This is a genomic window from Tepidibacter formicigenes DSM 15518, from assembly GCF_900142235.1.
GTDB lineage: Bacteria > Bacillota > Clostridia > Peptostreptococcales > Peptostreptococcaceae > Tepidibacter > Tepidibacter formicigenes.
Genome location: NZ_FRAE01000016.1, coordinates 1 through 26450 on the forward strand (window position 1 = coordinate 1; position 26450 = coordinate 26450).

Consider the following 26450-nt stretch of genomic DNA (forward strand, 5'->3'; position numbering starts at 1 on the left):
CAATGGCCATAGCAATATGTATGCAATATTTCAAATGGAAAGGTCATATACCACCACCTAATGTTGAAGCTCTTATTCAAAAGAATATTTTACCTGTACGAAATGGAAGAAAAGACCACCGCAAAGTCAGAACCAAATCGTCAGTAAGCTTCTTATATAGGGTATCCTAAAAACTAGAAAATATGAATCTTTTTAAAACAGAGGACCTCTCTGTCTAATTGCCATGCTTAAAAAAGCTATTTCATAAAAAAATGAGGAAATTGAAAGTTATATCCTTTCAATTTCCTCATTTTTTTCACATCATTATTTGATTAACTTAATGACATTGGTTATATAACAGTCCTTTTTTCCTTTTCTTCTTTTAAATATTTGAAATATTTATTTGTTTCAAATGTTATTACACTGCTCAGTCCTATAATTGCAATAAGATTAGGTATAGCCATTAATCCATTTACAATATCAGCAATTATCCAAATTAAATCTAATTTTAAAAACGCTCCTACTCCAACTAAAAAAATATATATATATCTATATGGTTTTATTCCTTTTATTCCAAATAAATATTCAGTACATCTTTCTCCATAATAATTCCATCCTAAAATAGTTGTAAATGCAAAGAACATAAGTCCTATAGTAACTATAAATTCTCCTACTTGAGGCATAGGAAGTCCTTTTTGAAATGCAAGTGCAGTCATCTGTGCTCCAACATATTCAGATTTGTATGCTCCTGTTAGAACTAATGTTATTCCAGTCATACTGCATATAATAATTGTATCGAAAAATGTTCCTGTCATTGATACTAAACCTTGTCTTACACATGATTTAGTCTTAGCAGCGGCTGCGGCAATAGGAGCAGATCCCAAACCCGATTCATTTGAAAATACACCTCTTGCTATTCCACTTTGAATCGATTTCATAACTGTAGCTCCAAGAAAACCACCCATTGCCGCTGTAGGAGTAAATGCTGATTTTATAATTAAAGCAATAGTTTGAGGAATAGCCTTTATGTTATATATAATAATCATCATTGATCCTATTATGTATAATACCGCCATAAATGGTACTATAAGTTCACATACCTTTGAAATACTCTTTATTCCTCTTAAAGTTACTAATGATACAAGTAGTGTTAATGCCATGGCGCTTACTATTATCGGAATATTAAATGTAACATTTACTGCACTTGTAATAGCATTAACTTGAGGAAATGTACCTATTCCAAAGAAAGCTACCCCTATACCAAATACTGCAAATGCCTTCGCTAAAAATTTATTTCCAAATCCTTTTTCAATATAATACATTGGCCCTCCTGACATTTGACCATTTTCATCTACTTCTCTATATTTTACAGCAAGTAATCCTTCTGCATATTTTGTAGCCATTCCAAAAAATGCTGCCATCCACATCCAAAAAAGTGCTCCTGGTCCCCCTGCCTTTATAGCTGTTGCAACCCCAACAATATTACCTGTACCAATTGTTGCAGCAAGTGCTGTACAAAGAGCTGCAAAGCTTGACACATCTCCATCTCCACTACTATCTTCATCTTTTTTAAATAAATAGTTAATAGCTAAAGGTAACTTAAATACTTGTAAAAGTCCAAGCTTTAATGTTAAAAAAATTCCTGTCCCAACTAATAAAATAAGTAACGGTGGTCCCCATATAAAAGAGTCAATTTTATTAAATATTTGAGTAATATTTTCCATTTTCATCTCTCCTAATTTATATTTTTATTTAGATTTAAAATTAATTTAATTAGGCCCAATTTTATTAACTTTAAAATCATACATAGATATAATATTTTTTACTAAATATAAAAAAAAGCCAAAATAGTATTTTGGCCTTTAAAATAAAAGCCAAATCAAATGATTTGGCCTCTGGTTTTGAACATATTCTAACTAGAATACATCCCCTGTCCTTTTACCTGAGAGTTTCGCTGATTAATTAACCAACTTTTCCCCTTCGGTGCTCAAATAGAGTCTCTCCAGAGGTTCGTCCAACAACAGTTTTTATCCTGATGCCTTCATCCGACACTATTGAATTGTATACAATGTATTATAGCACTTATTTATCATTTGTAAAGTACAAAAGTTATTTTCATAATAATTTTAACTTTCGCAACAAACAATATATTGTAAGTATAGCCAATATATTATAAAATTATTGTGTTAAAACTTAATACACTAATATAAGGAGGTTTTTATTTTGAATATAGCAATAATCGGTGCAGGTAATGGTGGAAAAAATATTATTAAAACAGTTAGCGAAACAAAAAGCATTAATATTGTACTAGTAGTTGATAAAAACTTAGAAGCACCTGGTATACTATTAAGTAAGAAACTTGGAATAAACTACTCCCAGTCCATAGATGATATAAGCAATTATAATATAGATTTAATAATTGAAGCCACTGGAAGTGAAACTATTGCTAATTTATTGACTAATAAATACAGCAATAAATGTAAAATAATTGATTCTACAGGAGCTCTTTTAATAATGACTCTCGTTGAAAAAAATATTGATACTTTTGAAAAACTAAATAATCAAATATCTGTGATAAATAATACTTCTAATATTGTTAAAGATGAATTAAAGGAAATTTTATATTCTACTGATAATATATATAATATAAGTGATATTCTTTTAGATTCTACAAAAGCATCAATCAAATATATAGAAGAAACTGATACCATAATTCAATATGTTAATAAAATTGCAAATCAAACTAAAATATTAGGAATAAATGCTACAATTGAAGCTGCTAGAGCAGGTCAATATGGAAAAGGTTTCTCTGTTGTTGCAAATGAAGTTCAAAAACTTGCCAACAATAGTGAAGAGTTTGCAAAAGAAATAAATGAAATACTAATGAAAATAACACAAGAAATAAAAAAAATAAATGAAGAAGTGTGTAAATTAAAAGATTTTTCTAAAATACAGATTGACTCTTCTAATAAGGTAAATGTAGCAGTAGACCAACTTATAACAGAAACTACTATCTAATTTATAAAGCCTCTATTATTTTAAAATAATAGAGGCTTTAATTATTAAATATCAATTTAATTCATCAACAATTTTTATATCTGTTATTTTACTTTTTTTACCAAGTCTTAACACTTCTACTCCTTGAGAGGTTTTAGTTGATTGAATATCTATATCTTTTGTATTTAAAAATAATGCTTTTTTATTATTTTTAAATACAGTTATATCTACATCATCTTTTATATAAAACATTCGTACTAATTTTGATTTCCCTGAATAAGCTTTAACAAGTTTTTTTCTATTAGTTTTTGTTTCATAATTTGATAGTTCTACTTTTGATATTTTCCCGTTTTCAAAACAATAAATCATATATCCTTCATAATTATTTGATAAAACTATGTAGATAATTTTTTCATCTTTATCTAATCCTAGTACATTTATTAAATATTCCCCTAAAGAGCTTGCTTTACAATCATTAATTTCATAAATTTTTAATTTATATAGATTTCGTTTATTAGAAAATAATAAAAGTTCTTCTTTATTATTTGCTTCTAATTCTTGTATTATAAAATCATCATCTTTTAGTTTTTGATCTGAATATGCCCTTAATGAAGCAAGAGATATTTTCTTTAGATAGTTTTCATTTGTTAAAAATAGTTTAACATTATAATTTTCTATTAAGTGTTCTTCATTTATTTCTTCAATATGCTCTTCACTAATTATCTCTGTTCTTCTAGGTTTACCATGTTTTTTAGAAACTTCTTTAAGTTCATTTATTATAATATTTTTAATTTTTTTATCATCTTCAATAATATCTTTTAATTCCTTCAATTCTTTTTTTAAATTATCTATTTTTTCAATTTGATTAATTATATATTCTTTATTTAAATTTCTAAGTTTGATTTCTGCAATAAATTCAGCTTGAATATTATCTATATTAAATCCTTTCATTAAATTAGGAATAACATTTTTATCTTCTTCAGTATCTTTTATTATTTTTATAGCTTTATCAATATCTAATAATATTTTTTTTAAACCTAATAATAAATGAAGCTTATCAGATTTTTTATCTATATCATATGACAATCTGCCTTTAATACAGTTTATTCTAAACGTAACCCATTCTTTTAATATTCCTTTTATACCTAATACTCTAGGACTTCCATTTATAAGTATATTGAAATTGCATGTGAATTTATCCTCAAGAGGAGTCAATTTAAAAAGTTTTTTCATTAATAAATCTACATTTGTATTTCTCTTTAAATCTAATGTTACTTTTAAACCATTTAAATCTGTTTCATCTCTTATATCTGCAATTTCTCTAATTTTATTATTTTTAACTAGATCAACGATTTTATCTATTATAGTTTCTATATTTGTTGTATATGGAATTTCATAAATTTCAATACAGTTATTTTTCTTATCATAATTATATTTTGCTCTTAATTTAAAGCTTCCTTTTCCCGTTTCATAAATTTTATTTATTTGATCTTTTTCATATATTAAATAACCTCCAGATGATAAATCTGGCGCTTTAAGGTATTTTGCAATATCTACATTCTCATTCCTTATATAATTAATAGCTGTATCACATACTTCTTTTAAATTAAAGCTACACATACTATTCGCCATTCCTACAGCGATTCCTTGATTTGCATTTACAAGTATATTAGGAAAAGTTGTTGGAAGAAGTGTAGGCTCTTTTAAAGTTCCATCATAATTATCAATAAATTCAACTGTATTTTTATCTATATCTTTAAATAATTCATCACAAATCTTATCCAATTTTACTTCTGTATAACGAGGTGCTGCATAACTCATATCTTTAGAATATTTTTTACCGAAGTTTCCTTTAGAGTCTACAAATGGATGAAGTAAGGTTTCATTCCCTCTTGTTAATCTAACTAAAGTTGCATATATTGCCATATCTCCATGGGGATTTAATTTCATAGTTTGTCCAACAACATTTGCAGACTTTGTTTTATTTCCTTTAAGAAGTCCCATTTTATACATAGTATATAATAATTTTCTGTGACTTGGTTTTAATCCATCTATTTCTGGAATTGCTCTTGAAACAATTACACTCATGGCATAAGGCATATAATTTTCTTCAAGTGTTTCAGTAATTTTTTGTCTATATACATTATTTGTCATAAAATTTCACTCCTCTTAACTAACATCTGTCATATCTATATACTTATGCCCGTTTTCTGATATGAATTTTTTTCTTTCTTTAATATCATCGCCTAAAAGCATATCAAAAACTCTTTGGGTATTTTCCATATCTTCTGGTAATACTTGAATTAATCTTCTAGTTTCTGGATTCATAGTTGTTCTCCACATCATTTCAGGTTCATTTTCTCCAAGGCCTTTAGATCTTTGTATTGTGTATTTGCTTTTTATTTTGGATAATATTTTATTTTTTTCTTTCTCATTATAAGCAAAATATGTTTTTCTAGATGTATTAATTTCAAATAGTGGTGATTCTGCTATATATACTTTCCCTTCTTCAATAAGCGTTGGAACTAATCTATACAGCATTGTCAAAATTAATGTTCTAATCTGAAAACCATCTACATCTGCGTCTGTACAAATGATTATCTTATCCCATTTTAAATTATTTATATCAAAAGTATTTAACTCCTTATTGTGTTTAGAATCAATTTCTACTCCACAACCAAGTACCTTTAATAAATCAACAATAATGTCATTCTTAAATATCTTATCATAATCTGCTTTAAGACAATTAAGTATTTTCCCTCTAACAGGAATTATAGCTTGAAACTCTGCATTTCTTCCCATTTTACAAGACCCAAGTGCTGAATCCCCTTCAACAATAAATAGTTCTCTTTTACTTATATCCTTAGTTCTACAATCCACAAATTTTTTGACTCTATTTTTTATATCAATACTTCCACTTAACTGTTTTTTTATATTAATTCTAGTTTTTTCTGCTCTTTCTCTACTTCTTTTATTCACAAGAACCTGCTGAGCTATTTTATCAGCCTCTAGCTTATTTTCTATAAAATAAATTTCCAGCTTACTTTTAAGTAAATCTGTAATAGCCTCTTGTATAAATTTATTAGTTATTGCTTTTTTAGTTTGATTTTCATAACTAGTTATTGTTGAAAATGAGTTTATCACAAGTATTAAGCTATCTTGGATATCTGTAAAAGTGACTTTTTTTTCACCTTTGTTATACTTATTATTTTCTTTTAAATATTTATCTATTGCATATACAAAAGCATTTTTTACAGCTTTATCTGGTGATCCTCCATATTCTAAAAAACTAGAGTTATGATAATACTCAAGTAAATTTATTTCATTATTAAAGCAAAATCCAACCTGTGCTTTAAATTTATATTCAGGCTTATCAATTCTATCTCTTCCCTTTCTTTCATCTTCATAAAATTGTATATTAGTGAATCCTTTATCTTCATTAACTTCCTTTATATAGTCTAAAATACCCTTTTCATAAAAATATTCATAAGTTTCATCCAATTCTTCATCGTAAAGCTTAAATACAAGTCCTGCATTTACTATGGCTTGCTTTTTTAATGTATCTTTATAATACTCTAGTGGAATATTTATATCTGTAAAAACCTCAAGATCAGGCTTCCATTTTATAATAGTTCCAGTATAATCATATTTGCATTTTTCTTTTTTTAGCCCCCCTATATTTTCACCTTTTTCAAAGTGAAGTTCATATTTATAACCATCTCTATAAACAGTAACATCCATATATTCAGAACTATACTGAGTTGCACAGCTTCCTAATCCATTTAAACCTAAGCTAAATTCATAGTTTTCTCCTGAATTATTTTTATATTTACCGCCTGCATAAAGTTCACAAAAAACTAATTCCCAGTTATATCTATCTTCCTTTTCATTATAATCTAGAGGTATTCCTCTTCCTTTATCCTTTACCATAACCGACTTATCTTTAAATCTAATTACTTCTATTACATCCCCAAATCCTTCTCTTGCTTCATCTATTGAATTTGATAATATTTCAAATACAGAATGCTTACACCCTTCAATTCCATCAGAACCGAATATTACACTAGGTCTAAGCCTAACTCTATCTGCACCTTTAAGGGAAGATATACTATTATTCCCATATTCATTGTTTTTCTTCATACAAACTACCACCTTATTTTTTATTAATTTACTATTTTACACTACACAAAACCTATGTTCGTGTCAAGATTACAATTCATATCTATAAAATTTTATTTATATGAATTTAACTATATTTGAAGTTAATAATACATAGTATAATGTATTTAAATCTATATTTTATACGGAGGTAATCTATGGAAAATAAAGTTGCTATAGATATACATAGAAAAATTTTAGATGTACTTTTAAATCCAAATTTTATAGAAAAATTTTCTTTATCAAAATCATTTATAAAAAACAGTATTGATAACTATATCTTTATTGCCAATACACACAAAATAATTAAAAAAAATAACTACAGTTGTAAATCAATATTTTTACTATGTGAAAATATATTAAATCATATACATAAAGGCTTGGATAAAAATGATTGGTTAAAATATATATATAATATAGCCTTACATAAGTCATTCCCTGATGCTGTAGATATAGATTTAAATTCTATTCCAGAAACTATTATAAGTGCTTGTCATATATATCTTGAAATTTTAAGAGTTTTTTGTGAATATGAAAAGATTTCAAATGCCTCAAATTTTCACATTAAATATCCTTTAAACTTTTTAACTAATAATGAAGTAAATAATCTTGAAAATCCAATTGAATATAAAAAATTTGTTAAATCATTTAAGAATGAATATATATATGAAATGATGAAATTAAATCAAGAAATACTAAAGCACAATACCCTTGATCATATATGTGGAGTTCACCACCTAGCGCTTCATATAGCTAGACAACTTAAAGCTATTAATATTTCTATAGATTTAGGAAGAGTTTCAGGTAGCTCAGCAGGACACGATTTAGGAAAATTTGGTTGCAAAAAATCAGAATCTAAAAGAGTACCTTATCTTCATTACTACTATACAGATCAATGGTTTAAAAAACATAATATAACGTATATTGGTCACATAGCTTTAAATCATTCTGTTTGGGATTTAGAACTTGAAAATTTATCTCTTGAATCTCTAATTCTTATTTACTGTGACTTTCGTGTAAAAAATAAAAAAGATGAAAATAATAATGTGTTTATGAATATTTTTAGTCTAAAAGAATCATTTGAAGTAATACTTAAAAAGCTTGACAATCTAGATATTGTAAAAGAAAAAAGATATACTAGAGTATATTCTAAACTAAAGGATTTTGAAGATTATTTAATTCATATAGGTATTGATTTAAATTACAATGAACCTAATCAAATTCAAAGAAAGAGGAAACAGCCTTATTATTCACTTATAAGTGGTGATAAAATAGTACAAAATCTTAAATACCTTTCTGTACATCATAATATAAATTTGATGCATAAGCTTAGAGATGAACATTCACTTAATTTTATTTTAGAATTAGCAAGAAGTGAAAATAATGGAAGAAATCTTCGTGAATATTTACAAGTATTTGAAGAATATTCTACTTATTTAACTCAAAACCAGAAAATTATTATGCTTAAATTTTTATATGAACAATTAATTCATCCAGAAGATGATATAAGAAAACAATGTGCAGAACTTATAGGAACTTTAATTGCAATATTTGATGAAGATTATAGAAAAGAAATTCCTGAAAATGTAACATTAAATACTCCGTCTATAACAAGTTGTGACCTTTTAAATGAATATTTAGATTTTTTTATAAATCCTAATCACAAAATAATAGATATTCATCAAAAATGGATAGGCTACAGCATAAGAATTATGATTTCTTCACTATTCTCTAATTGCAATAATAATCAAGCAAATGATTATAAACAAGTATTATTTAATTACTATAAAAAAGACTTTCATGAAAAAAATAGCATAAAGCTTTATTTACTACATACTGCAAAATATATACCTATATCAGAGGATGATGAAGTTTTATTTAATTATATACTCAATATGCTTAAAAGTGAAAATGATAATCTAAGAATTTCTGCCCTTGATACTACTTATAATTTAATTCCAAAAATTAATAAAAAGTGCAATTTTATAATAAAATTAAAAAATTTTTTTAAAAGTAAAGTTTCTAGCTCTACTATTCCTTGTGAAAATTTTTTAATTTTAAAAATCGTAAAAATGCTAGATTTAGAAAATAACTTAATTAATAGATACACTCAGTTTCATAATGGTGATGAATCTAAAATAGCAAATATTTTCTTAAGTAATCTTAAAACACTAACACCTTGGATTATCAAAAAAACAAATATAGATTTTTTACTTGAATATAATCTTAAAAACCTAAATAATATGGTATATACAGCTATGCATTTTTGCAATATTTTAAAAGTTAGTGGAATAGAACATGTTAGAAATAGTGCAGGAAAAGCTATATTAAAAATTATGCCTCACTTATCATTAGAACAAAGAAATGATATAGCCATTGAGCTTTTAAGATCTCTTGAAGTAGAAAAATATCAATTTAGTAAATATATACCATATTATCTAGGTAAAATTATATTATACCTTCAACCAGTGGAACTAGATGAACTTATAGATGACTTATTGAAAAAAACTAAGCAGTCCAGTGTTCAATTAAATTCACTCATTCTTAAAACTATTGGTATAGCTCTTGAACATTACCCTAAATATAAAAATAGATTTTTGGAAAAAGATGAAATTTATAATCAAAGACTTATAAAAATACTAGGAATACTTTTAAATGGACTTGCTCATTACGACTCTCAAGTTAAAGAAACTGCTTTTAGAGTTATTGGAAAGGAAATATTTGGTTCAAAAATTCTTTCTCTCGATGAAAAAAAATATATATTTAAACTAATTGCAAAGAAAATTTTAATATTACTAGACTCTATTGAAGAAAAAGATATTGTCTTTTTAACAAATGCAGCTGCACTTAATCATATATATAGATTTATATCTGATTATACATTTTTTAACTCAAATATATTGCTTGAAATACCACAAAAAATAGCTTTTTTCCCTGGTACATTTGATCCATTTTCTCTTGGACACAAGGAAATTACAAAAGCAATTCAATCCCTTGGTTTTGAAGTTTATTTAGCTGTTGATGAATTTTCATGGTCTAAAAAAGCACAACCAAACTTATTTAGAAGAAATATAATAAATATGTCAATATCTGATGAGTTAAATATTTATTTATACCCAGAAGATATTCCAGTTAATATTGCAAATCCAAATGATTTAAAAAAACTAAGAGAAAATTTTCCTAATTCTGATATATATATTGTAATAGGAAGTGATGTTATTTTAAACGCATCTGCTTATAAAAAAGAAAAAACAGATAATTCTATACATACTTTTAACCATATTATTTTTGATAGAAAAAGTATTTATTCTACTGATGATGATTCAAAAAAGCTTGAGGAGGCATTAAAATATCTTGAAAAAGAAGCTATACTGCTTAATCTTCCTCCTCAATATGAGGATATAAGCTCTAGTCAAATAAGAAGCTATATTGACCAAAATCGAGATATATCAGAGCTTATTGACCCTCTTGCTCAAAAATATATTTATGAAAAGGGGTTATATCAAAGAGAGCCTCAATATAAAACATTAATGAAGTCTCTATCAATAAATATTGAGGTAATAGATATCATTGACGAAAAACTAATAAAAGAAATCTATATTCAGTTTTTTAGAGAAGATGAAGATTCTTTAAATAAGCTTATTGAACTTTTAAATAAAGAAAATATAAAAATTTTATTAATACAAGATATTACAGAAAACAATAAAATACTAGGATTTTGTGCATTCCATCCACTTCTTTGGAGTATGTTATTTAAGGAATTTAAAAATAGTTTTATTTCAGAATATATACGTAAAAATGTTATTGGTAAAGCAATTATTATCGATGGTATTTTTTCTTTAGATGAATCAAAAATAGAAAACATAAATCAAATAATACTTACAGAAGTTCTTTCTTATTGTATTGAAAGGGATTATACTTATGCTATTTATAAGAACAATATAACTAATGATTCATCCTCTTCATTATATGAAACTTTAGAACTTCAAGGTTTTTATCAGTTATCATATAGTAAAGGATATACTCCAATTTTTATTGTAGATATGACTAGACCATGTATTTTGACTCTTGACGTAGAATCAGTTATTAAAAATCCTTTTGTAAGCAATTCAAATGTTAAAAAAGTAATTATACAATCAAGAAAAAAACTTCAAAAAGCTTTGACAAATCTTTACCCAGGAAATGTTGTACTATCATTTGATCGAAATATTTTATACGAAAATTTGATAAGAAAAATTTGTCATGAAAATAATGTTCCAAATACTCCTTTAAATCCAAGAGTTCTTGGAGATTTAGTATGTGTACCATTTGGAAATTTACTAAAAGGCGTTATAGTTCCTAACACTATAACTAAATCACTTCATACAGAAAAACTATTTATGCCAAACATTAAAGATTTTACTATAGCTTCATATCCCTATTATTTAGATTTAAAAAGCCAAGTCAAAACTATATCATCATTTAATAAACCCATTATACTTGTTGATGATATTCTTAATAAAGGATATAGGATAAAAGCTATTAATCCAATACTAAAAGAAGAAAATATTAATGTGAAAAAAATTATTGTTGGAATACTTTCAGGTAGAGGTAAAGAGCTTATGGATATACAAAATAGAGATGTTGATAGCGCTTATTTTATTCCTAATCTTAGATTATGGTTTAATGAACATGCTATATATCCTTTTATAGGTGGGGATATTCTCTGGAGAGGAGTATCTCCAAAAAGAAATTTAATACCATCAATCAATTTGATTTTTCCATATACATCTTTATCTTTTGTTAAGGATGCTTCAAAAAAATCATTATATGATTTATCTAAAGTATGTATAGAAAATTCAATAGATATTTTAGAGACACTTGAATCTGAATATGAAAAAATTCATCAAAGAAAATTAACTTTAAATCATTTAGGTGAAGTATTTAAATCCCCTAAATATCCCGATCGTGGAAAAAATATGAATTACGATTTAAATCTTAATCCATCTCATTACTTAAAAAATGACCTCGAACTCTTAAATCGTATGAAAAATATAATAATTTAAACATTGGAGTGATAGTATGTATTTCTATAAATTAAAAGATAAAATATTATTTTCACTATTAAAATACGAGGATTTAACTGAAATATATGAAAATGAAGCAAAAGAAAGTAAAGATTCAATCTATTACTTAAATAAATTAAACCCTTTAAAGTCAAGAAAAAAGTTTTGTATATATGATTCCTATTTAATATTTATAAAAGAAGAAGGAATTAATTTAATTCATAAAAAAGAAAATTTTGACCATGAAATTCCAGGTTGGATTTTATCAAAAATAAAAGATAGGAAAATAATAGGAATAAACACTAATTATCCTAATTGGAAAAGTATTTTAGATTATAAACATCCTACTAAATGGAAAGTAAATATTGTTGGTCTTGGTGATGTTGGTTCAACTTTGTTAATCGGATTAAGACTTTTAGGTGGAGACTGTATAGATAACATAGGTCTATATGGTCTTAACAAAAATAGCTTACAAAGACTAGAATATGAAGTAAATCAAATTATAGACCCTTTTAATAATCAAAATTACCCTTACGTGAATATTTTAGAAGAAAAAGATATTTTCAACTGCGATATGTTTATCTTCTGTGCTTCTAAAAGTGTACCTTCTATTAATGAAAAAATAAAAGATGTAAGAATGATTCAATTTGAAGAAAATTCCAAAATAGTAAGCTACTACGCTAAAAAAGCTAGGGAATATGATTTCAAAGGAGTATTTGCAGTTGTTTCTGATCCTGTAGACCCGTTATGTAAAGTTGCCTTTATATCTAGCAATAAAAATGAAAATGATAATATTGACTTTAATGGTTTAGCTCCTGAGCAAATAAGAGGTTATGGACTTGGAGTTATGAATGCACGTGCAATATATTATTCAAAGCAAAATCCTAAGACTTATCACTATCTAAAAGATGGAAGAGCATTTGGCCCCCATGGCAAAGACTTAATAATTGCTGATAGTATAAAAAATTATAATGAAGATTTGTCTATATACCTTACAGAAAAAACTGTTAATGCAAATATAGATGTAAGAAATACTGGTTTTAAACCATATATAGCTCCTGCTCTATCTTCTGGATCACTTTCAATAATTGCTACACTTAAAGGAAACTGGCACTATAGTTCTACTTATATGGGAGAAGTCTTTATGGGAGCTAAAAACAGATTACTTCCATCAGGGACAGAAATTGAAATGCTAAATTTACCAAAGCCTTTACTTGAAAAATTACAATCTACTTATGATAAGTTAAACTGTATAGATTGCTCAAAATTTTAGAATAAATCTACATATATTAAGTTATGTTATTAAAATTTTAAGGAGATGATTTAGTGGATAATCTCTATATTATAATGCCTGGTAATGTATCAAAAAAGTTTTCTTCTTTTATAGAAAATGTAACTCAAGATATAGATAAAATAATTATTAAAGATATATATACTATTCCTGACCTTAAAAACAAAAAAATTTTATTTGCAGTAGAGCTTGATGAGTGTGGATTTAACATATCTTTATTTGAATTGTTTTCAAAGCTTTATAAAAAAGGGAATAATTCTCTTTTAAATTCAAAGGGAATTATTATTATAAAAAGTCCTAATGAATTATATACAAAAAGCGTATCTCAAAATATAATATTTTTAGCAAACCAAATTGGATGCTCATTTATTGGGCATCCAATAGTTGAAGCAACAGGAAATTTAAATAATCTTCTTACATGGCAGAAAAGATTAAATATGTCTCTTGAAAATATACAATTACATCTTTCTAAAAAACTTGTAAAAAATTTTATTCAAAAGGAAATTTCTTTAATTAATAAACCTAAGATACTTGCACTTCATGCTAGCTCTCATAAAACATCAAATACTCTTATGCTTTGGAAAATGACAAAAAAACATCTTTTAAACTGCTCTATTAAAGAATTTCACGTTGAAAACGGAACAATAACAGATTGTAAAGGATGCTCATATATAACATGTAAGCACTACAGTGAAAATAATAGCTGTTTTTATGGAGGGGTTATAACAAAAGAACTATTACCTATAATAGAAAAAGCTGATTGTATAGTATGGATATGTCCAAATTATAATGATGCAATATCAGCAAAATTAATGGCTGTTATAAATAGAATGACTGTACTTTATAGAAGAACAAAATTTTATGATAAAACATTCTTTTCAATCATTGTATCTGGTAATTCTGGAAGTGACTCTGTTGCAAAACAATTAATAGGTGCTTTAAATATAAATAAAGGATTTAGACTTCCACCTTATTTTTCATTAATAGCTACTGCAAATGATCCAGGTAGTATAAAAAAAGTTTATAATATAGAAGAAAAAGCTAAAAAATTTGCAAATCATATATTAAAAGAGATAAAAAAATAAGCCAGAAAAATTCTTCTGACTTATATAACTTTCTCTAAAAAAACTTTCACTCTATTATTTTTAGGATTTAAAAATAATTTTTCAGGTATTGTATCTTCTATTATTTCCCCTTTATCCATAAACACTATTCTATTAGAAACCTCTCTTGCAAACCCCATTTCATGAGTTACTACAATCATTGTCATATTATCTTTTGCTAAATCTTTCATTACGCTAAGAACTTCTCCAACTAATTCTGGATCTAGGGCAGATGTAGGCTCATCAAACAGCATAATGTCAGGTTTCATTGCAAGAGCCCTTGCTATTGCTACTCTTTGCTTTTGACCTCCTGATATTTGAGATGGGTAGAGATTTTTCTTATCTATTAGACCAACTTTATCTAATAATTCCTCTCCTAAATTAACAGCTTCTTCTTTTTTTATTTTATTTACAATTATAGGTGCTTCTATAACATTCTCTAAAACAGTCTTATGAGGGAATAGGTTAAAATTTTGGAAAACCATTCCTATTTTATTACATCCAGTTTCCACTATTCCTTCATCTACTTTTTCAAGTCCATTTAAGCATCTAAGTAATGTACTTTTGCCTGATCCTGAAGGTCCTATAATTGAAATTACCTCACCCTTTTTCACTTCTAAGTATACATTTTTTAAAACTTGTAAATCATTGAATGTTTTACTTATGTTTTTAACTGTTATTATATTCATACTAAAACTCCTATTCATATATAGAGTATTTTTTTTCTAAATTCTTAAATATATATACTATAACAGAAGTAATTATTAAGTAAATTATGGCTACTACAAGAAATGGTATAATATTAAAATCTCTTGTTACTATTTCCTTTGCCCCTCTTAATAAGTCTCCCATTCCTATAGCCGCAACTAATGCTGTATCTTTTATAAGAGTTATAGCCTCATTACATACAGGAGGAATTACTCTTTTTACTGTTTGAGGAAGTACTATTCTTGTCATAGTTTGTCTATAATTCATTCCAAGAACTTTAGCTGCTTCATACTGTCCTTTATCTATAGATTCAATTCCTGCTCTAAAAATTTCAGTAAAATATGCTCCATAATTTAAAATGAAAGTTAATGAAGCAGCAGTAAATGGTTTTAATGCTATTCCTAAAATAGGAAGACCATAATAAACAAAAAACAACTGAAGTAATAAAGGAGTTCCTCTAAAAACCCATGTGTATATACCTAGTAATCTTTTTAACAAATTAAATTTAGAAATCTTCCCTATGGATGATATTATACCTAATGGTATAGAGAAAATCGCTGTTATTATATATAATTTTAAAGTTATAGTACTTCCTTTTAGTATTGCTATTGTAACCTTTAATATATAATCCACTTGCACTCCTCCTATTTAGCGACTATATCTTCTCCAAACCATTTTTGTGATATTTTTTTAGCAGTTCCATCATTTTTCATTTCATCTAGTATTTTATCTAATTCTTCTTTAAATTTAATATCTTCTTTTCTTATTCCAACTCCATAACTTTCTCTTCCAAAATCATCTTCTAATACCTTATATACACCAGGCTTCTTTTCTATATAATATCTTCCAACTATTTCATCTACTACTACTGCATCCACTCTTCCTGCTTTTAAATCCATTAAAGCTTCTGTGTTATTTGAAAACTTTCTAATTTCTTTTAATGATTTTACTATTTCATCTGAATTTAAAGCATTTTCACTACTACTTCCTAATTGAACTCCAACTATTTTACCATCTAAATCTTCTTTACTTTTTATATTTGAATTGTTATTTACAACAATAATTTGTCTATTTTGTAAATATACCTTAGAAAAATTAATTTGTCTTTGCCTTTCTTCTGTAATTGTAAGTCCATTCCAAATAACATCTATATCTTTATTTTTAAGGCTTAGTAAAACACCATCCCAATCTACTGCTTTAAATTTAACATTTACCCCCATCCTTTTAGCAGCTTCCTTTGCAAGATCAATATCAAACCCTACTATTTCTCCATTTTCATCTTTAAATCCCATTGGTGGAAAGTTATCATCAAGCCCTACTACAAATTCTCCTTTTTTCTTTATTTCTTCAAGAGAATTGTCCTCTTTTTCTGTAGATGCACATCCCATAAGTAATATAATTATTCCTAAAAATAATAAAAACATAATTGAAACTTTACTTTTCATTTTCTTACCTCCTTATTTTTATAATCTAAGAATTATTATACTTTACTGCGATAAAGTTGTAAAGTGCTAATCTATTTTTCGTAATTTTCTGATATTTATTTGTAAAAAAATAAAGAACTGAAATAACCAGCTCTTTAAGTCTTTATATCATTGAATTTTTAAAATATAATGTTATATCATATAAAATCAACAAAAGAGACTAGAATTTTCTAGTCTCTTTTTTATGTATTGGTGGAGGCGAGGGGAATCGAACCCCTGTCCGAAAGCTCTTTCCCTAAAGCTTCTACGAGCGTAGCTACTATATTAGAATCTCACCTTACTCAACGCCTAGTAGCAGGCTTTGAGCTTGGCCAGCCTTAATTAGTCCATCTTTAGTCAAGGCACCCTAAAGATAGTTCCCCGCCTATATGACGTTCTAGCCTAGTCTGCGGGAAGACCAGGGAGAACGAGCAGCTATTATTAAGCTGCTAATGCGTAATTATCGTTTGCGTTTATATTTAGTCCCCAGTTTTTACGTGGACCAGAGAAACACGGCTCGCTACTCTAAGTTCCAAGCCCCCGTCGAAACCTTTACGCCCCCATGTTATATATTTAATTTTTAATATTTTCCTGCAAGCTCTCTTTGTATGCGTCTTTTTGCATCTTTTTTAGCAATATCTTGACGCTTATCATAAAGTTTTTTCCCTTTAGCAAGAGCTATTTCAACTTTTACTTTGCCTCTTTTTAGATAGACACTAAGAGGTATCAACGAATATCCTTGCTGAGTTATTGCTCCAATTAACTTTCTGATTTCATGTTTATGAAGTAATAATTTTCTAACTCTAAGAGGGTCTACATTAAATATGTTTCCTTGTTCATAAGGACTTATATGAACTTGCTTTAGAAAAACTTCATTATTATCTATAGAAGCATATCCATCACCTAAATTTAATCTTCCTGCTCTTATAGATTTAACTTCTGTTCCTTTAAGCTCTATTCCTGCTTCATAAACTTCCTCTATGAAATAATTATGTCTTGCTTTTCTGTTTGTTGCTAAAATTTTTTTTCCTTCTGCCATAAATTCACCCTCTTACAACTTGAAACTTTAAATTGCTTGTTCCTTATCGTAAAAATAATAATAGCATACTATCTTTAAACTGTCAAGTTTTTTCCCCCCATAGATCTAATAATCTATGGGGAAACTTAATTAATATTAAAATCCTTCTAATCTTTAACTATAGAAAATTCAATTTCCTTAAAATCAATATTCACTTTAGATACTTTTATCTTTAAAGCATCTCCTATTCTATATGTTTTTTTAGTATTTTCTCCTATTAAAACATAATTCTCAGCATCAAATATATAATAATCATCATCTAAATTAGATACCCTAATAAGCCCTTCTATTGTATTGTCAAGTTCTACAAATATTCCAAAAGAAGTTACACTAGATACTACACCTTCAAATTCTTCTCCAACTCTATCTTCCATATATTCTGCTTTTTTAAGATCCTCAACCTCTCTTTGAGCATCATCAGCAGCTCTTTCTCTTAAAGAAGATTGCTCTGAAGAATAAACTACTATATTTTTTAAAGCTTGTATTCTATTTTCAGTAAGTTTTCCATTTAATGCTTCTTTTATTATTCTGTGTATTTGAAGATCAGGATATCTTCTTATAGGAGATGTATAGTGACAATAATATTTTGCTGCAAGCCCAAAATGTCCAGCGCATTCCGGAGAATATCTAGCTTGTTTTAGAGATCTTAGCATTAATGTATTTACAACTAATTCTTCTTTTTTTCCTTTTGCTTCATGAACAATTGATTGTAAAGCTTTTGGATGAACTTCTTCAAGGTCTCCTTTTATATGATATCCAAACGAAGATATAAACTTATTAAACTGATCTATTCTCTCAGCACTTGGAGTTTCATGTATTCTATAAACAAAAGGAATGGTAAGCCAGAAAAAATGTTCGGCTATAGTCTCATTACTTATTAACATAAATTCCTCTATTATTCTATTAGCTATTCTTCTTTCATATTTTTTTACATCTAATACTTTACCTTTTTTATCAAGTAATATCTTAGCTTCTGGAAAGTCAAAATCTATGGCTCCTCTAGCTTCTCTTTTTTTCATAAGTATTCTAGCCAATTTTTCCATATTTCTAAAATCATCTACTAAGTGCTTATATTTGTTAATAAGTTCTTCATCATTCTTTTCAAGTATGTCAGATACATCTGTATACACCATTCTAGCTTTAGAGTTTATAATAGATTCTACTATTTCATGCTTTAACACTTTTCCCTTTTCATCTATTTCCATAAATATAGAAAGAGTAAGTCTATCTACATTTGGATTTAGACTACAAACTCCATTAGAAAGCTTTGTAGGAAGCATAGGAACAACTCTATCTATTAAATATACTGAGGTTCCTCTTTTTAAAGCTTCTTTATCAAGCTTTGTTCCCTCTTTTACATAATGAGAAACATCAGCAATATGAACTCCTAATTTATAATTTCCATTTGAAAGAATTTCAATAGATACAGCATCATCTAAATCTTTTGCATCTGCTCCATCTATTGTAAATATTGTCATATTTCTTAAATCTACTCTTCTTTGTATTTCTTCTTCAGGTATTTCTTCACTTATTTTTTCTGCTTCAGCTAAAACCTTATTAGGAAATTCTTCCGGGAGATCATGTTGTCTAATTATAGATAAAATATCTACCCCTCTTTCTCCTTTTTTTCCTAATATTTCTATGATTTTCCCTTCTGGATTTCTACCTTTTTTAGGCCACTGTGTAATTTCACAAACAACTTTATCTCCATGGTTCGCACCAAGAGACTCTGCCTTAGGTATATAAACATCTCTAATAAATCTTTTATTGTCAGCAACAACAAATCCAAAATTTTTACTCGATTCATAAGTTCCAACTACTGTTTGAATTGATCTTTCTATTATTTTGATAATTTCTCCTTCTGCACGTCTGCTTTCTTTAGATTTTTCCATAATTCTTGCTATTACTTTATCATTGTGCATAGCTCCATTCATTGCATTTGCAGGTATAAATAAATCTTCTACTCCTTCTTCACTTGATATTATAAAACCAAATCCTCTTTGATGTGTTACAAGTCTTCCTACAAATAAATTCATTTTACTAGGAAGTCCATACTTTTTCTTTTTAGTTTTATATATGTATCCTTCTTCTTCAAGTTCATCTAAAAAATTATAAAACATAGCTCTTTCCGATGAATGTATATCAAATATAAAAGCAAGCTCTTCTTTAGTCAAAGGGTTGTATGCATTTTCTTTCATAAACATTAATAATGATTCTTTCATTCCTGGTATCATTTTACAACCTCCTATTTAATAATTTACAAATCTCTTGTAAATATATTTTTTCCATTTTTTATATTTTTAAATAATCAATTTACATTTTTCATAAACACTTTTTAATAACATAGTTTTATTCTATCTAGAATCTATAATACCATGTTTTTCCTCAATAATGAAACTAAAAATAGTTAATATATTTATATATTAATTTATTTATTTTTCTTTAAAACAAGAAACACTCCAATTCCTATTAATATAAATGGCCAAAACTGGTCTAAATCAATCCAGTAAAAATATTTTTTAAATAAATATAATAATCCTATTAGTATTAATATAATTCCTGATATCCTTTTGCTTTTGTTAAATTTTTCTTCTTCATTTTCATCATATTTTTCATACATGAATTCAACATTAGGATTTTCAGGTATAATAACTATACATACTATATATGCTAAAAAACCTAATCCTATTGTAAAAAAACTTATAATCCAAAGTATTCTTATTAAAGCTGGATCAACTCCAAAATATTCTGCAATTCCACCACATACTCCACCTAAAACTTTATCCTTTCTAGAACGATAAATTTTTTTATCCATACACGTACCCCTCTTTCTAATACTATTCAACTACATTAATAATTATATACTATCTACATTAATAAAAAAGTCTTTATTCTAAAGATTTTAAATGTAGACTTTTTTGAAATTTCATGGCGCCAACGAATTCTAACGAATTCCGTTGCTTAAAATTCATAACGAAAATTATATTCATCCACAATTCAAAAGGATTATAATTCCCTATTCATTATAAAATATTTAATCTTTTACTATATTGTGATTAAATTACAAAAGACCTATATTATTTTAAATTGCTAAGGCAATAAATAATATAGGTCTTTAATCAAAAAACTATTTTATTATCTAAAAAATCTTAATAATATTCCTCCATATTGAACAAGTAATGGAGCAAAAACTAAAGATACTATAGTCATAAGCTTAATTAATATATTTATAGATGGTCCTGATGTATCTTTAAATGGATCTCCTACCGTATCGCCAACAACAGCAGCTTTATGTGGTTCACTACCTTTTCCACCATGATGGCCTGCTTCTATATATTTTTTGGCATTATCCCAAGCACCCCCAGCATTAGCCATCATTATAGCCATAAGTATTCCGGATACCAATGCTCCTGCAAGAAGTCCTCCTAGACCTTCTGTTCCAAGTAAAAGCCCTGTTGCTATAGGAGATACTACAGCAAGAACTCCTGGAATAATCATTTCTTTTAGTGCAGAACCTGTTGAAATATCAACACATCTTGCATAATCTGGTTTTGCTTTACCTTCCATTATACCTGGAATTTCTTTAAATTGTCTTCTAACTTCTTCTATCATTTGAAAAGCTGCCTTTCCAACAGCTTCCATGGTCATTGCAGAGAATAAAAATGGAAGCATTCCTCCTATAAGCATTCCTGCTATAACGGTTGGATTTGTTAAATCTATTCCTTTTAAATTAGCTGCTGCTGTATAAGAAGCAAATAATGCTAGAGCTGTTAAGGCAGCTGAACCTATAGCAAATCCTTTACCTATTGCAGCTGTAGTATTTCCAACCGAATCTAGTTTATCTGTTATATTTCTAACTTCCTCTGGAAGTTCACACATTTCAGCTATGCCACCAGCATTATCAGCAATAGGACCATACGCATCAACAGCTACAGTCATACCCGCTGTAGCAAGCATACCTACAGCTGCTAGTGATATACCATAAAGTCCTGCAGCTCCATAAGCAAATAATATCCCAAAAGCCATTACTATTATTGGCCATGCAGTTGAAACCATCCCCACAGCAAGTCCTGCTATTATATTTGTTGCAGGTCCTGTTTCTGATTGTGCAGCTATCTTTTTAACAGATGAATAATCTCCTGATGTATATATTTCTGTAAGCTGTCCGATAATAGTTCCTACTATAAGCCCTATAACAACTGCCCAGAACCCTTTTAAATCTCCAAGAAGCTGTCTAGATAAAATAAATCCTAATATTACAGTTATAACCCCAGATACATATGTACCCATTTTTAATGCTTTGTGAGGATCTGCATTTTCATCCCCTTTAACAAAGAATGTTCCTATTATAGAAGCCACTATTCCTGCTCCAGCTAAAACAAGAGGAAATACTGCTCCATTTATTCCATAAGCCATTAGTCCTAGTGTTATTGCAGAAATAAGAGAACCTACATAAGATTCAAATAAATCTGCTCCCATACCAGCAACATCCCCTACATTATCCCCTACATTGTCTGCTATAACAGCTGGATTTCTTGGGTCATCTTCAGGAATTCCTGCTTCTACTTTACCAACAAGATCCGCTCCAACATCAGCAGCTTTAGTATATATTCCTCCACCAACACGCCCAAATAATGCAAGAGAGGAAGCTCCAAGTCCAAAGCCAGTTAATATTTCAGCAGAAGTAGTTGGATCATTTCCCATAGAAATTAATGATATAAATAGTTGTCCAATTCCTAAAAGACCAAGACCAACAACAGCCATACCCATTACTGCTCCACCCGAAAATGCAACACTTAAGGCTTTATTCATTCCACCTTCTTTAGCAGCATTTGCTGTTCTGACATTAGCTTTTGTAGCAACCTGCATCCCAAAAAAACCTGCAAGTGTTGAAAATATAGCTCCTACTAAAAAACATATTGCAGTAAGCCAACTAATCCATATACCTAATACAATAAATAGAGCAGTTATGAATACAACAAGAGTTTTATATTCCCTTGTTAGAAAAGCCATGGCACCTTCATGAATGTAGGAAGAAATTTCTCTCATTCTTTCAGTCCCAACATCAACCTTATTAATTTTGCTTGCTAATATATAAGCAAATACTAAGGCAATAATACCAATAATAGGAGCAAACATTGCATATGAACTCATTCCCTGATACCTCCTTATAATATTTTTTATATTCTTCCCTTTAAATTACTATGTCATATACCTTAAATTAATTTCAAGAATATTCCGAAAAATTTCGCCATTATTCTTCCTTTTTATCTTGCTCCAATGTGAAATAATATTAATTTTTGTAAAATTATATCTGTCCACAAGTTAAAAAATTTATAATATCCTATAGAGTAAAAAAATCCCACAAAAATGGGATTAATTATTATTGTATTGCAACTAACGACAAAGCAACTATAATAAATAAAAAAGCAGAAACAGAAGTAATTTTTGAAAATAAAGCATCTAATCCTCTAGCCTTAGTTCCCATAACTTGCTCAGCTCCTCCAGCTATACTTCCTGAAAGACCTGCACTTTTTCCTGATTGAAGTAATACACTAGCAATTAAAATTATGCTCGTTATAAGCTGTACTACCATTAAAAAAGTCTTCACTCTGACACCTCCTTAACACAAACCTAGATTAATATACATAGTGTAACATATAACTTATAATCAATCAACATTAAAGTCAAAAATAGGAAGAATATTACTTCTTCCTATTTTTGACTTAATATATATTTTTATACATTATTTATCTTAAATTATAAAAAGCATTTAATCCTGGATACTGTGCAACTTCTCCAATTATTTCTTCAATTCTTATTAATTGATTATATTTAGCAACTCTATCAGTTCTTGATGGAGCACCAGTTTTTATTTGTCCAGCATTTACTGCAACAGCTAAGTCAGCTATTGTAGCATCTTCTGTTTCTCCAGATCTATGAGAAATAACTGCAGTATATCCAGCTCTTTTAGCCATTTCTATTGCATCTAAAGTTTCAGTTATTGTACCTATTTGGTTAAGCTTTATAAGTATAGCATTAGAAGTTTTATTTTCTATACCTTTTCTTAATCTTTCAGTATTTGTAACGAATAAGTCATCTCCAACTAATTGGATTTTGTTGCCTAATTTTTCAGTAAGTAATTTCCATCCATCCCAATCTTCTTCATCTAAACCATCTTCGATAGATATAATTGGATATTTTTCAACTAAATTAGCATAGAATTCTACCATTTCTTCAACAGTTAATTCTCTTCCTTCTCCAGCTAATACATATTTTTTAGTTTCTTTGTTGTATATTTCTGTAGCAGCTACATCAAGTGCTAGTTTTACGTCTTTTCCTGGCTCATAACCAGCTGCTTTTATAGCTTCAACTATTACTTCTAAAGCTTCTTCATTTGATCCTAGGTTTGGAGCAAATCCTCCTTCATCACCTACTGCAGTATTAAGTCCTTTAGAGCTTAATACTTTCTTTAAGTTATGGAATATTTCAGCACCCATTCTTAAAGCTTCTTTAAAGCAACAAGCACCAACAGGCATTACCATAAATTCTTGTATATCTACATTATTGTCAGCATGTTCTCCACCATTTAATATGTTCATCATTGGAACTGGAAGTTGTTTAGCATTTACTCCACCAATGTATTGGAATAATGGAAGTCCTAATTCTTCAGCAGCAGCTTTAGCTACAGCCATAGAAACTCCAAGAATAGCATTAGCTCCTAATTTTCCTTTATTATCTGTTCCATCAAGTTCAATTAAAGTTTTATCTATTCCAACTTGATCAAATATATTCATTCCTTCAAGCTCTGGAGCTATTATAGTGTTTACATTTTCAACAGCTTTAGTTACACCTTTTCCTAAAAATCTTTCTTTATCTCCATCTCTTAATTCTACAGCTTCGAAAGCTCCAGTAGATGCACCTGATGGTACAGCAGCTCTTCCCATAGTTCCACTTTCAAGTACTACCTCAACCTCTACTGTTGGATTACCTCTTGAATCTAATATTTCTCTAGCATATACATCTTGAATAAAGCTCATTTTCATTTCTCCTCTCTTTTTATATTAATATTAAATATTTACTTAAAATCAAATTATTTAACTATAAGACTATTTCCAGTCATTTCTTCTGGTTTTTCTATATTCATAAAATCAAGAATAGTTGGTGCTAAATCACAAAGTCTACCATCTTCTCTTAATTTTATATCTTCATCAGTTACAACTACACAAGGAACTACATTTGTAGAATGAGCCGTTATAGGCTTTTTCTCTTCATCATACATTTCTTCTGCATTTCCATGGTCAGCTGTAATTAAAGCCTTACCACCTAATGAAACTATTTTATCAATTACTTTTCCTAAACATTCATCTACAGTTTCAACTGCTTTAACTGCAGCATCAAACACCCCTGTATGTCCTACCATATCAGGATTTGCAAAGTTTAATACTATAAAATCGTATTTATCTTCATCTAATCTAGCTAAAAGTTCATCTGTAACTTCATGAGCTGACATTTCTGGTTTTAAATCATATGTTGCAATCTTAGGAGATGGTATTAATGCTCTATCTTCTCCTTCATTAGGGTCTTCTATTCCACCATTGAAGAAGAATGTAACATGTGCATATTTTTCAGTTTCTGCAATTCTAAGCTGTTTTATACCTTTTTTGCTTAGATATTCTCCTAATGTATTTTTAAGCTTTTGAGGTTTAAATGCAACATAAGCATCTTTTATTGTTATATCATATTGAGTCATGCACACAAAAGTAGTATTTACATAACTTCTTTCAAAATCATTAAATTCTTTATCTACTATTGCTCTAGTTATTTGTCTAGCTCTATCTGGTCTAAAGTTAAAGAATATTACAGAATCATTATCTTCTATTTTAGCTACTGGGTTTCCATTTTCTAGTATAACAGTAGGTAAAACAAATTCATCAGTTTTATCATTTTTATATGATTTTTCAACAGCTTCTCTTGCACTATTTGCATTTTCACCTTTGCCTAAAGTAAGTGCATCATAAGCAAGCTGAGTTCTCTCCCATCTTTTATCTCTATCCATAGAGTAATATCTACCAGATACAGTAGCAATTTTACCTACTTCATTATCTTTCATATATTTTTCTATTTCATCTATGTAAGTTAGTGCACTTTTAGGGTCAGTATCTCTTCCATCTAAAAATGCATGAACATACACTTTTTCTAGATTTTCTCTTTTAGCTAATTCTAAAAGTCCTTTAAGATGATCTATATGAGAATGAACTCCACCATCTGACAAAAGTCCCATTATATGAAGGCTTTTGTTATTTTCTTTAGCATTTTTGATTGCTCTTAAAAGTTCTTCATTTTTAAAGAAACTTTCATCCTCTATAGCCTTAGTTATCCTAGTAAGTTCTTGATAAACTATTCTTCCAGCACCTATATTCAAGTGTCCTACTTCTGAGTTACCCATTTGTCCATCTGGTAATCCTACATCTAGTCCACTTGCTTTTATATATACATTTGGATAAGTATTTATATATTTATCCATATTTGGAGTTTTTGCTGCTTTTATAGCATTTCCTAGTTCTAAATTGTTAATACCCCAGCCATCTAGTATGATTAAAGCTACAGGCTTTTTCATATTTATCA

General features: G+C 28.0%; 17 protein-coding genes, 1 other RNA gene and 1 riboswitch. Of the genes, 4 read left to right on the forward strand and 14 right to left on the reverse strand.

The features are described from left to right. Nucleotides 1-329: 329 nt before the first annotated feature. Nucleotides 330-1703 carry an alanine/glycine:cation symporter family protein gene (locus tag BUA77_RS04595; protein ID WP_072887782.1) on the reverse strand — a complete coding sequence of 458 codons (1374 nt, stop codon included), beginning with the start codon at nt 1701-1703 and terminating at the stop codon, nt 330-332. A 196-nt stretch (nt 1704-1899) separates the two neighbouring features. Further along, a riboswitch (glycine riboswitch) is annotated at nt 1900-1995 on the reverse strand. A 207-nt stretch (nt 1996-2202) separates the two neighbouring features. Here BUA77_RS04595 and BUA77_RS04600 point away from each other — a divergent pair. Continuing rightward, nucleotides 2203-2997: a methyl-accepting chemotaxis protein gene (locus tag BUA77_RS04600; RefSeq protein WP_072887784.1), complete on the forward strand. Its 795-nt coding sequence runs from the start codon at nt 2203-2205 to the stop codon at nt 2995-2997. 51 nt (nt 2998-3048) lie between these two features. Here BUA77_RS04600 and BUA77_RS04605 read toward each other — a convergent pair whose 3' ends face one another. Both BUA77_RS04605 and BUA77_RS04610 read right to left on the reverse strand, forming a co-directional pair. Then, nucleotides 3049-5130, reverse strand: a complete 2082-nt coding sequence (locus BUA77_RS04605; protein WP_072887786.1) for a DNA gyrase/topoisomerase IV subunit A — start codon at nt 5128-5130, stop codon at nt 3049-3051. Nucleotides 5131-5145: 15 nt separating this feature from the next. Next, complete coding sequence (locus tag BUA77_RS04610; protein WP_072887788.1) at nt 5146-7116, reverse strand: DNA gyrase/topoisomerase IV subunit B; 1971 nt, start codon at nt 7114-7116, stop codon at nt 5146-5148. A 176-nt stretch (nt 7117-7292) separates the two neighbouring features. Between BUA77_RS04610 and BUA77_RS04615 the strand changes: the two genes are divergently transcribed. Genes BUA77_RS04615 through BUA77_RS04625 form a run of 3 tightly spaced genes read left to right on the forward strand, consistent with a single transcriptional unit; the run spans nt 7293 to nt 14555 of the window. Beyond that, nucleotides 7293-12179 (forward strand): nicotinate-nicotinamide nucleotide adenylyltransferase, encoded by a 4887-nt coding sequence (locus tag BUA77_RS04615; protein WP_072887790.1) that lies wholly within the window; start codon nt 7293-7295, stop codon nt 12177-12179. 16 nt (nt 12180-12195) lie between these two features. Beyond that, nucleotides 12196-13452, forward strand: a complete 1257-nt coding sequence (locus BUA77_RS04620) for a lactate/malate family dehydrogenase (RefSeq protein WP_072887792.1) — start codon at nt 12196-12198, stop codon at nt 13450-13452. A gap of 53 nt (nt 13453-13505) precedes the next feature. Then, a complete protein-coding gene (locus BUA77_RS04625; RefSeq protein WP_072887794.1) occupies nt 13506-14555 on the forward strand; it encodes a flavodoxin family protein in 1050 nt (349 codons plus the stop codon). 20 nt (nt 14556-14575) lie between these two features. Here the strand turns inward: BUA77_RS04625 and BUA77_RS04630 are convergent, their stop codons facing one another. From BUA77_RS04630 to gpmI, 11 genes are all read right to left on the reverse strand, one after another. Then, nucleotides 14576-15256, reverse strand: a complete 681-nt coding sequence (locus BUA77_RS04630; RefSeq protein ID WP_200773922.1) for an amino acid ABC transporter ATP-binding protein — start codon at nt 15254-15256, stop codon at nt 14576-14578. A gap of 16 nt (nt 15257-15272) precedes the next feature. Beyond that, the gene (locus BUA77_RS04635) at nt 15273-15914 is read right to left on the reverse strand and encodes an amino acid ABC transporter permease (protein ID WP_072887798.1); all 642 of its coding nucleotides are present in this window, start codon (nt 15912-15914) and stop codon (nt 15273-15275) included. An 11-nt stretch (nt 15915-15925) separates the two neighbouring features. Then, nucleotides 15926-16726: an amino acid ABC transporter substrate-binding protein gene (locus BUA77_RS04640; protein ID WP_072887801.1), complete on the reverse strand. Its 801-nt coding sequence runs from the start codon at nt 16724-16726 to the stop codon at nt 15926-15928. Nucleotides 16727-16955: 229 nt separating this feature from the next. Further along, nucleotides 16956-17306: a transfer-messenger RNA gene (ssrA, locus tag BUA77_RS04645) on the reverse strand. An 18-nt stretch (nt 17307-17324) separates the two neighbouring features. Beyond that, nucleotides 17325-17783 (reverse strand): SsrA-binding protein SmpB, encoded by a 459-nt coding sequence (gene smpB, locus BUA77_RS04650; RefSeq protein ID WP_072887803.1) that lies wholly within the window; start codon nt 17781-17783, stop codon nt 17325-17327. A 146-nt stretch (nt 17784-17929) separates the two neighbouring features. Beyond that, on the reverse strand, nt 17930-20056 hold the full coding sequence (gene rnr, locus BUA77_RS04655) for a ribonuclease R (RefSeq protein WP_072887805.1): 2127 nt from the start codon (nt 20054-20056) through the stop codon (nt 17930-17932). A gap of 194 nt (nt 20057-20250) precedes the next feature. Continuing rightward, complete coding sequence (locus BUA77_RS04660; protein ID WP_072887808.1) at nt 20251-20637, reverse strand: PspC domain-containing protein; 387 nt, start codon at nt 20635-20637, stop codon at nt 20251-20253. Nucleotides 20638-20957: 320 nt separating this feature from the next. Continuing rightward, the gene (locus tag BUA77_RS04665) at nt 20958-22976 is read right to left on the reverse strand and encodes a sodium-translocating pyrophosphatase (RefSeq protein WP_072887810.1); all 2019 of its coding nucleotides are present in this window, start codon (nt 22974-22976) and stop codon (nt 20958-20960) included. Between the two features lie 229 nt (nt 22977-23205). Further along, the gene (gene secG / locus BUA77_RS04670) at nt 23206-23433 is read right to left on the reverse strand and encodes a preprotein translocase subunit SecG (protein ID WP_072887813.1); all 228 of its coding nucleotides are present in this window, start codon (nt 23431-23433) and stop codon (nt 23206-23208) included. Between the two features lie 139 nt (nt 23434-23572). Next, complete coding sequence (eno, locus tag BUA77_RS04675) at nt 23573-24862, reverse strand: phosphopyruvate hydratase (RefSeq protein WP_072887815.1); 1290 nt, start codon at nt 24860-24862, stop codon at nt 23573-23575. Between the two features lie 53 nt (nt 24863-24915). Beyond that, the gene (gpmI, locus tag BUA77_RS04680) at nt 24916-26442 is read right to left on the reverse strand and encodes a 2,3-bisphosphoglycerate-independent phosphoglycerate mutase (protein ID WP_072887817.1); all 1527 of its coding nucleotides are present in this window, start codon (nt 26440-26442) and stop codon (nt 24916-24918) included. Nucleotides 26443-26450: the final 8 nt, after the last annotated feature.

Bases quoted from the DNA above. Each gene is read 5' to 3' on its own strand.
- BUA77_RS04595 (WP_072887782.1), bottom strand. From the start codon at position 1,703: ATGGAAAATATTACTCAAATATTTAATAAAATTGACTCTTTTATATGG.
- BUA77_RS04605 (WP_072887786.1), bottom strand. From the start codon at position 5,130: ATGACAAATAATGTATATAGACAAAAAATTACTGAAACACTTGAAGAA.
- BUA77_RS04610 (WP_072887788.1), bottom strand. From the start codon at position 7,116: ATGAAGAAAAACAATGAATATGGGAATAATAGTATATCTTCCCTTAAA.
- BUA77_RS04615 (WP_072887790.1), top strand. From the start codon at position 7,293: ATGGAAAATAAAGTTGCTATAGATATACATAGAAAAATTTTAGATGTA.
- BUA77_RS04620 (WP_072887792.1), top strand. From the start codon at position 12,196: ATGTATTTCTATAAATTAAAAGATAAAATATTATTTTCACTATTAAAA.
- BUA77_RS04640 (WP_072887801.1), bottom strand. From the start codon at position 16,726: ATGAAAAGTAAAGTTTCAATTATGTTTTTATTATTTTTAGGAATAATT.
- smpB (WP_072887803.1), bottom strand. From the start codon at position 17,783: ATGGCAGAAGGAAAAAAAATTTTAGCAACAAACAGAAAAGCAAGACAT.
- rnr (WP_072887805.1), bottom strand. From the start codon at position 20,056: ATGATACCAGGAATGAAAGAATCATTATTAATGTTTATGAAAGAAAAT.
- BUA77_RS04660 (WP_072887808.1), bottom strand. From the start codon at position 20,637: ATGGATAAAAAAATTTATCGTTCTAGAAAGGATAAAGTTTTAGGTGGA.
- BUA77_RS04665 (WP_072887810.1), bottom strand. From the start codon at position 22,976: ATGAGTTCATATGCAATGTTTGCTCCTATTATTGGTATTATTGCCTTA.
- eno (WP_072887815.1), bottom strand. From the start codon at position 24,862: ATGAGCTTTATTCAAGATGTATATGCTAGAGAAATATTAGATTCAAGA.
- gpmI (WP_072887817.1), bottom strand. From the start codon at position 26,442: ATGAAAAAGCCTGTAGCTTTAATCATACTAGATGGCTGGGGTATTAAC.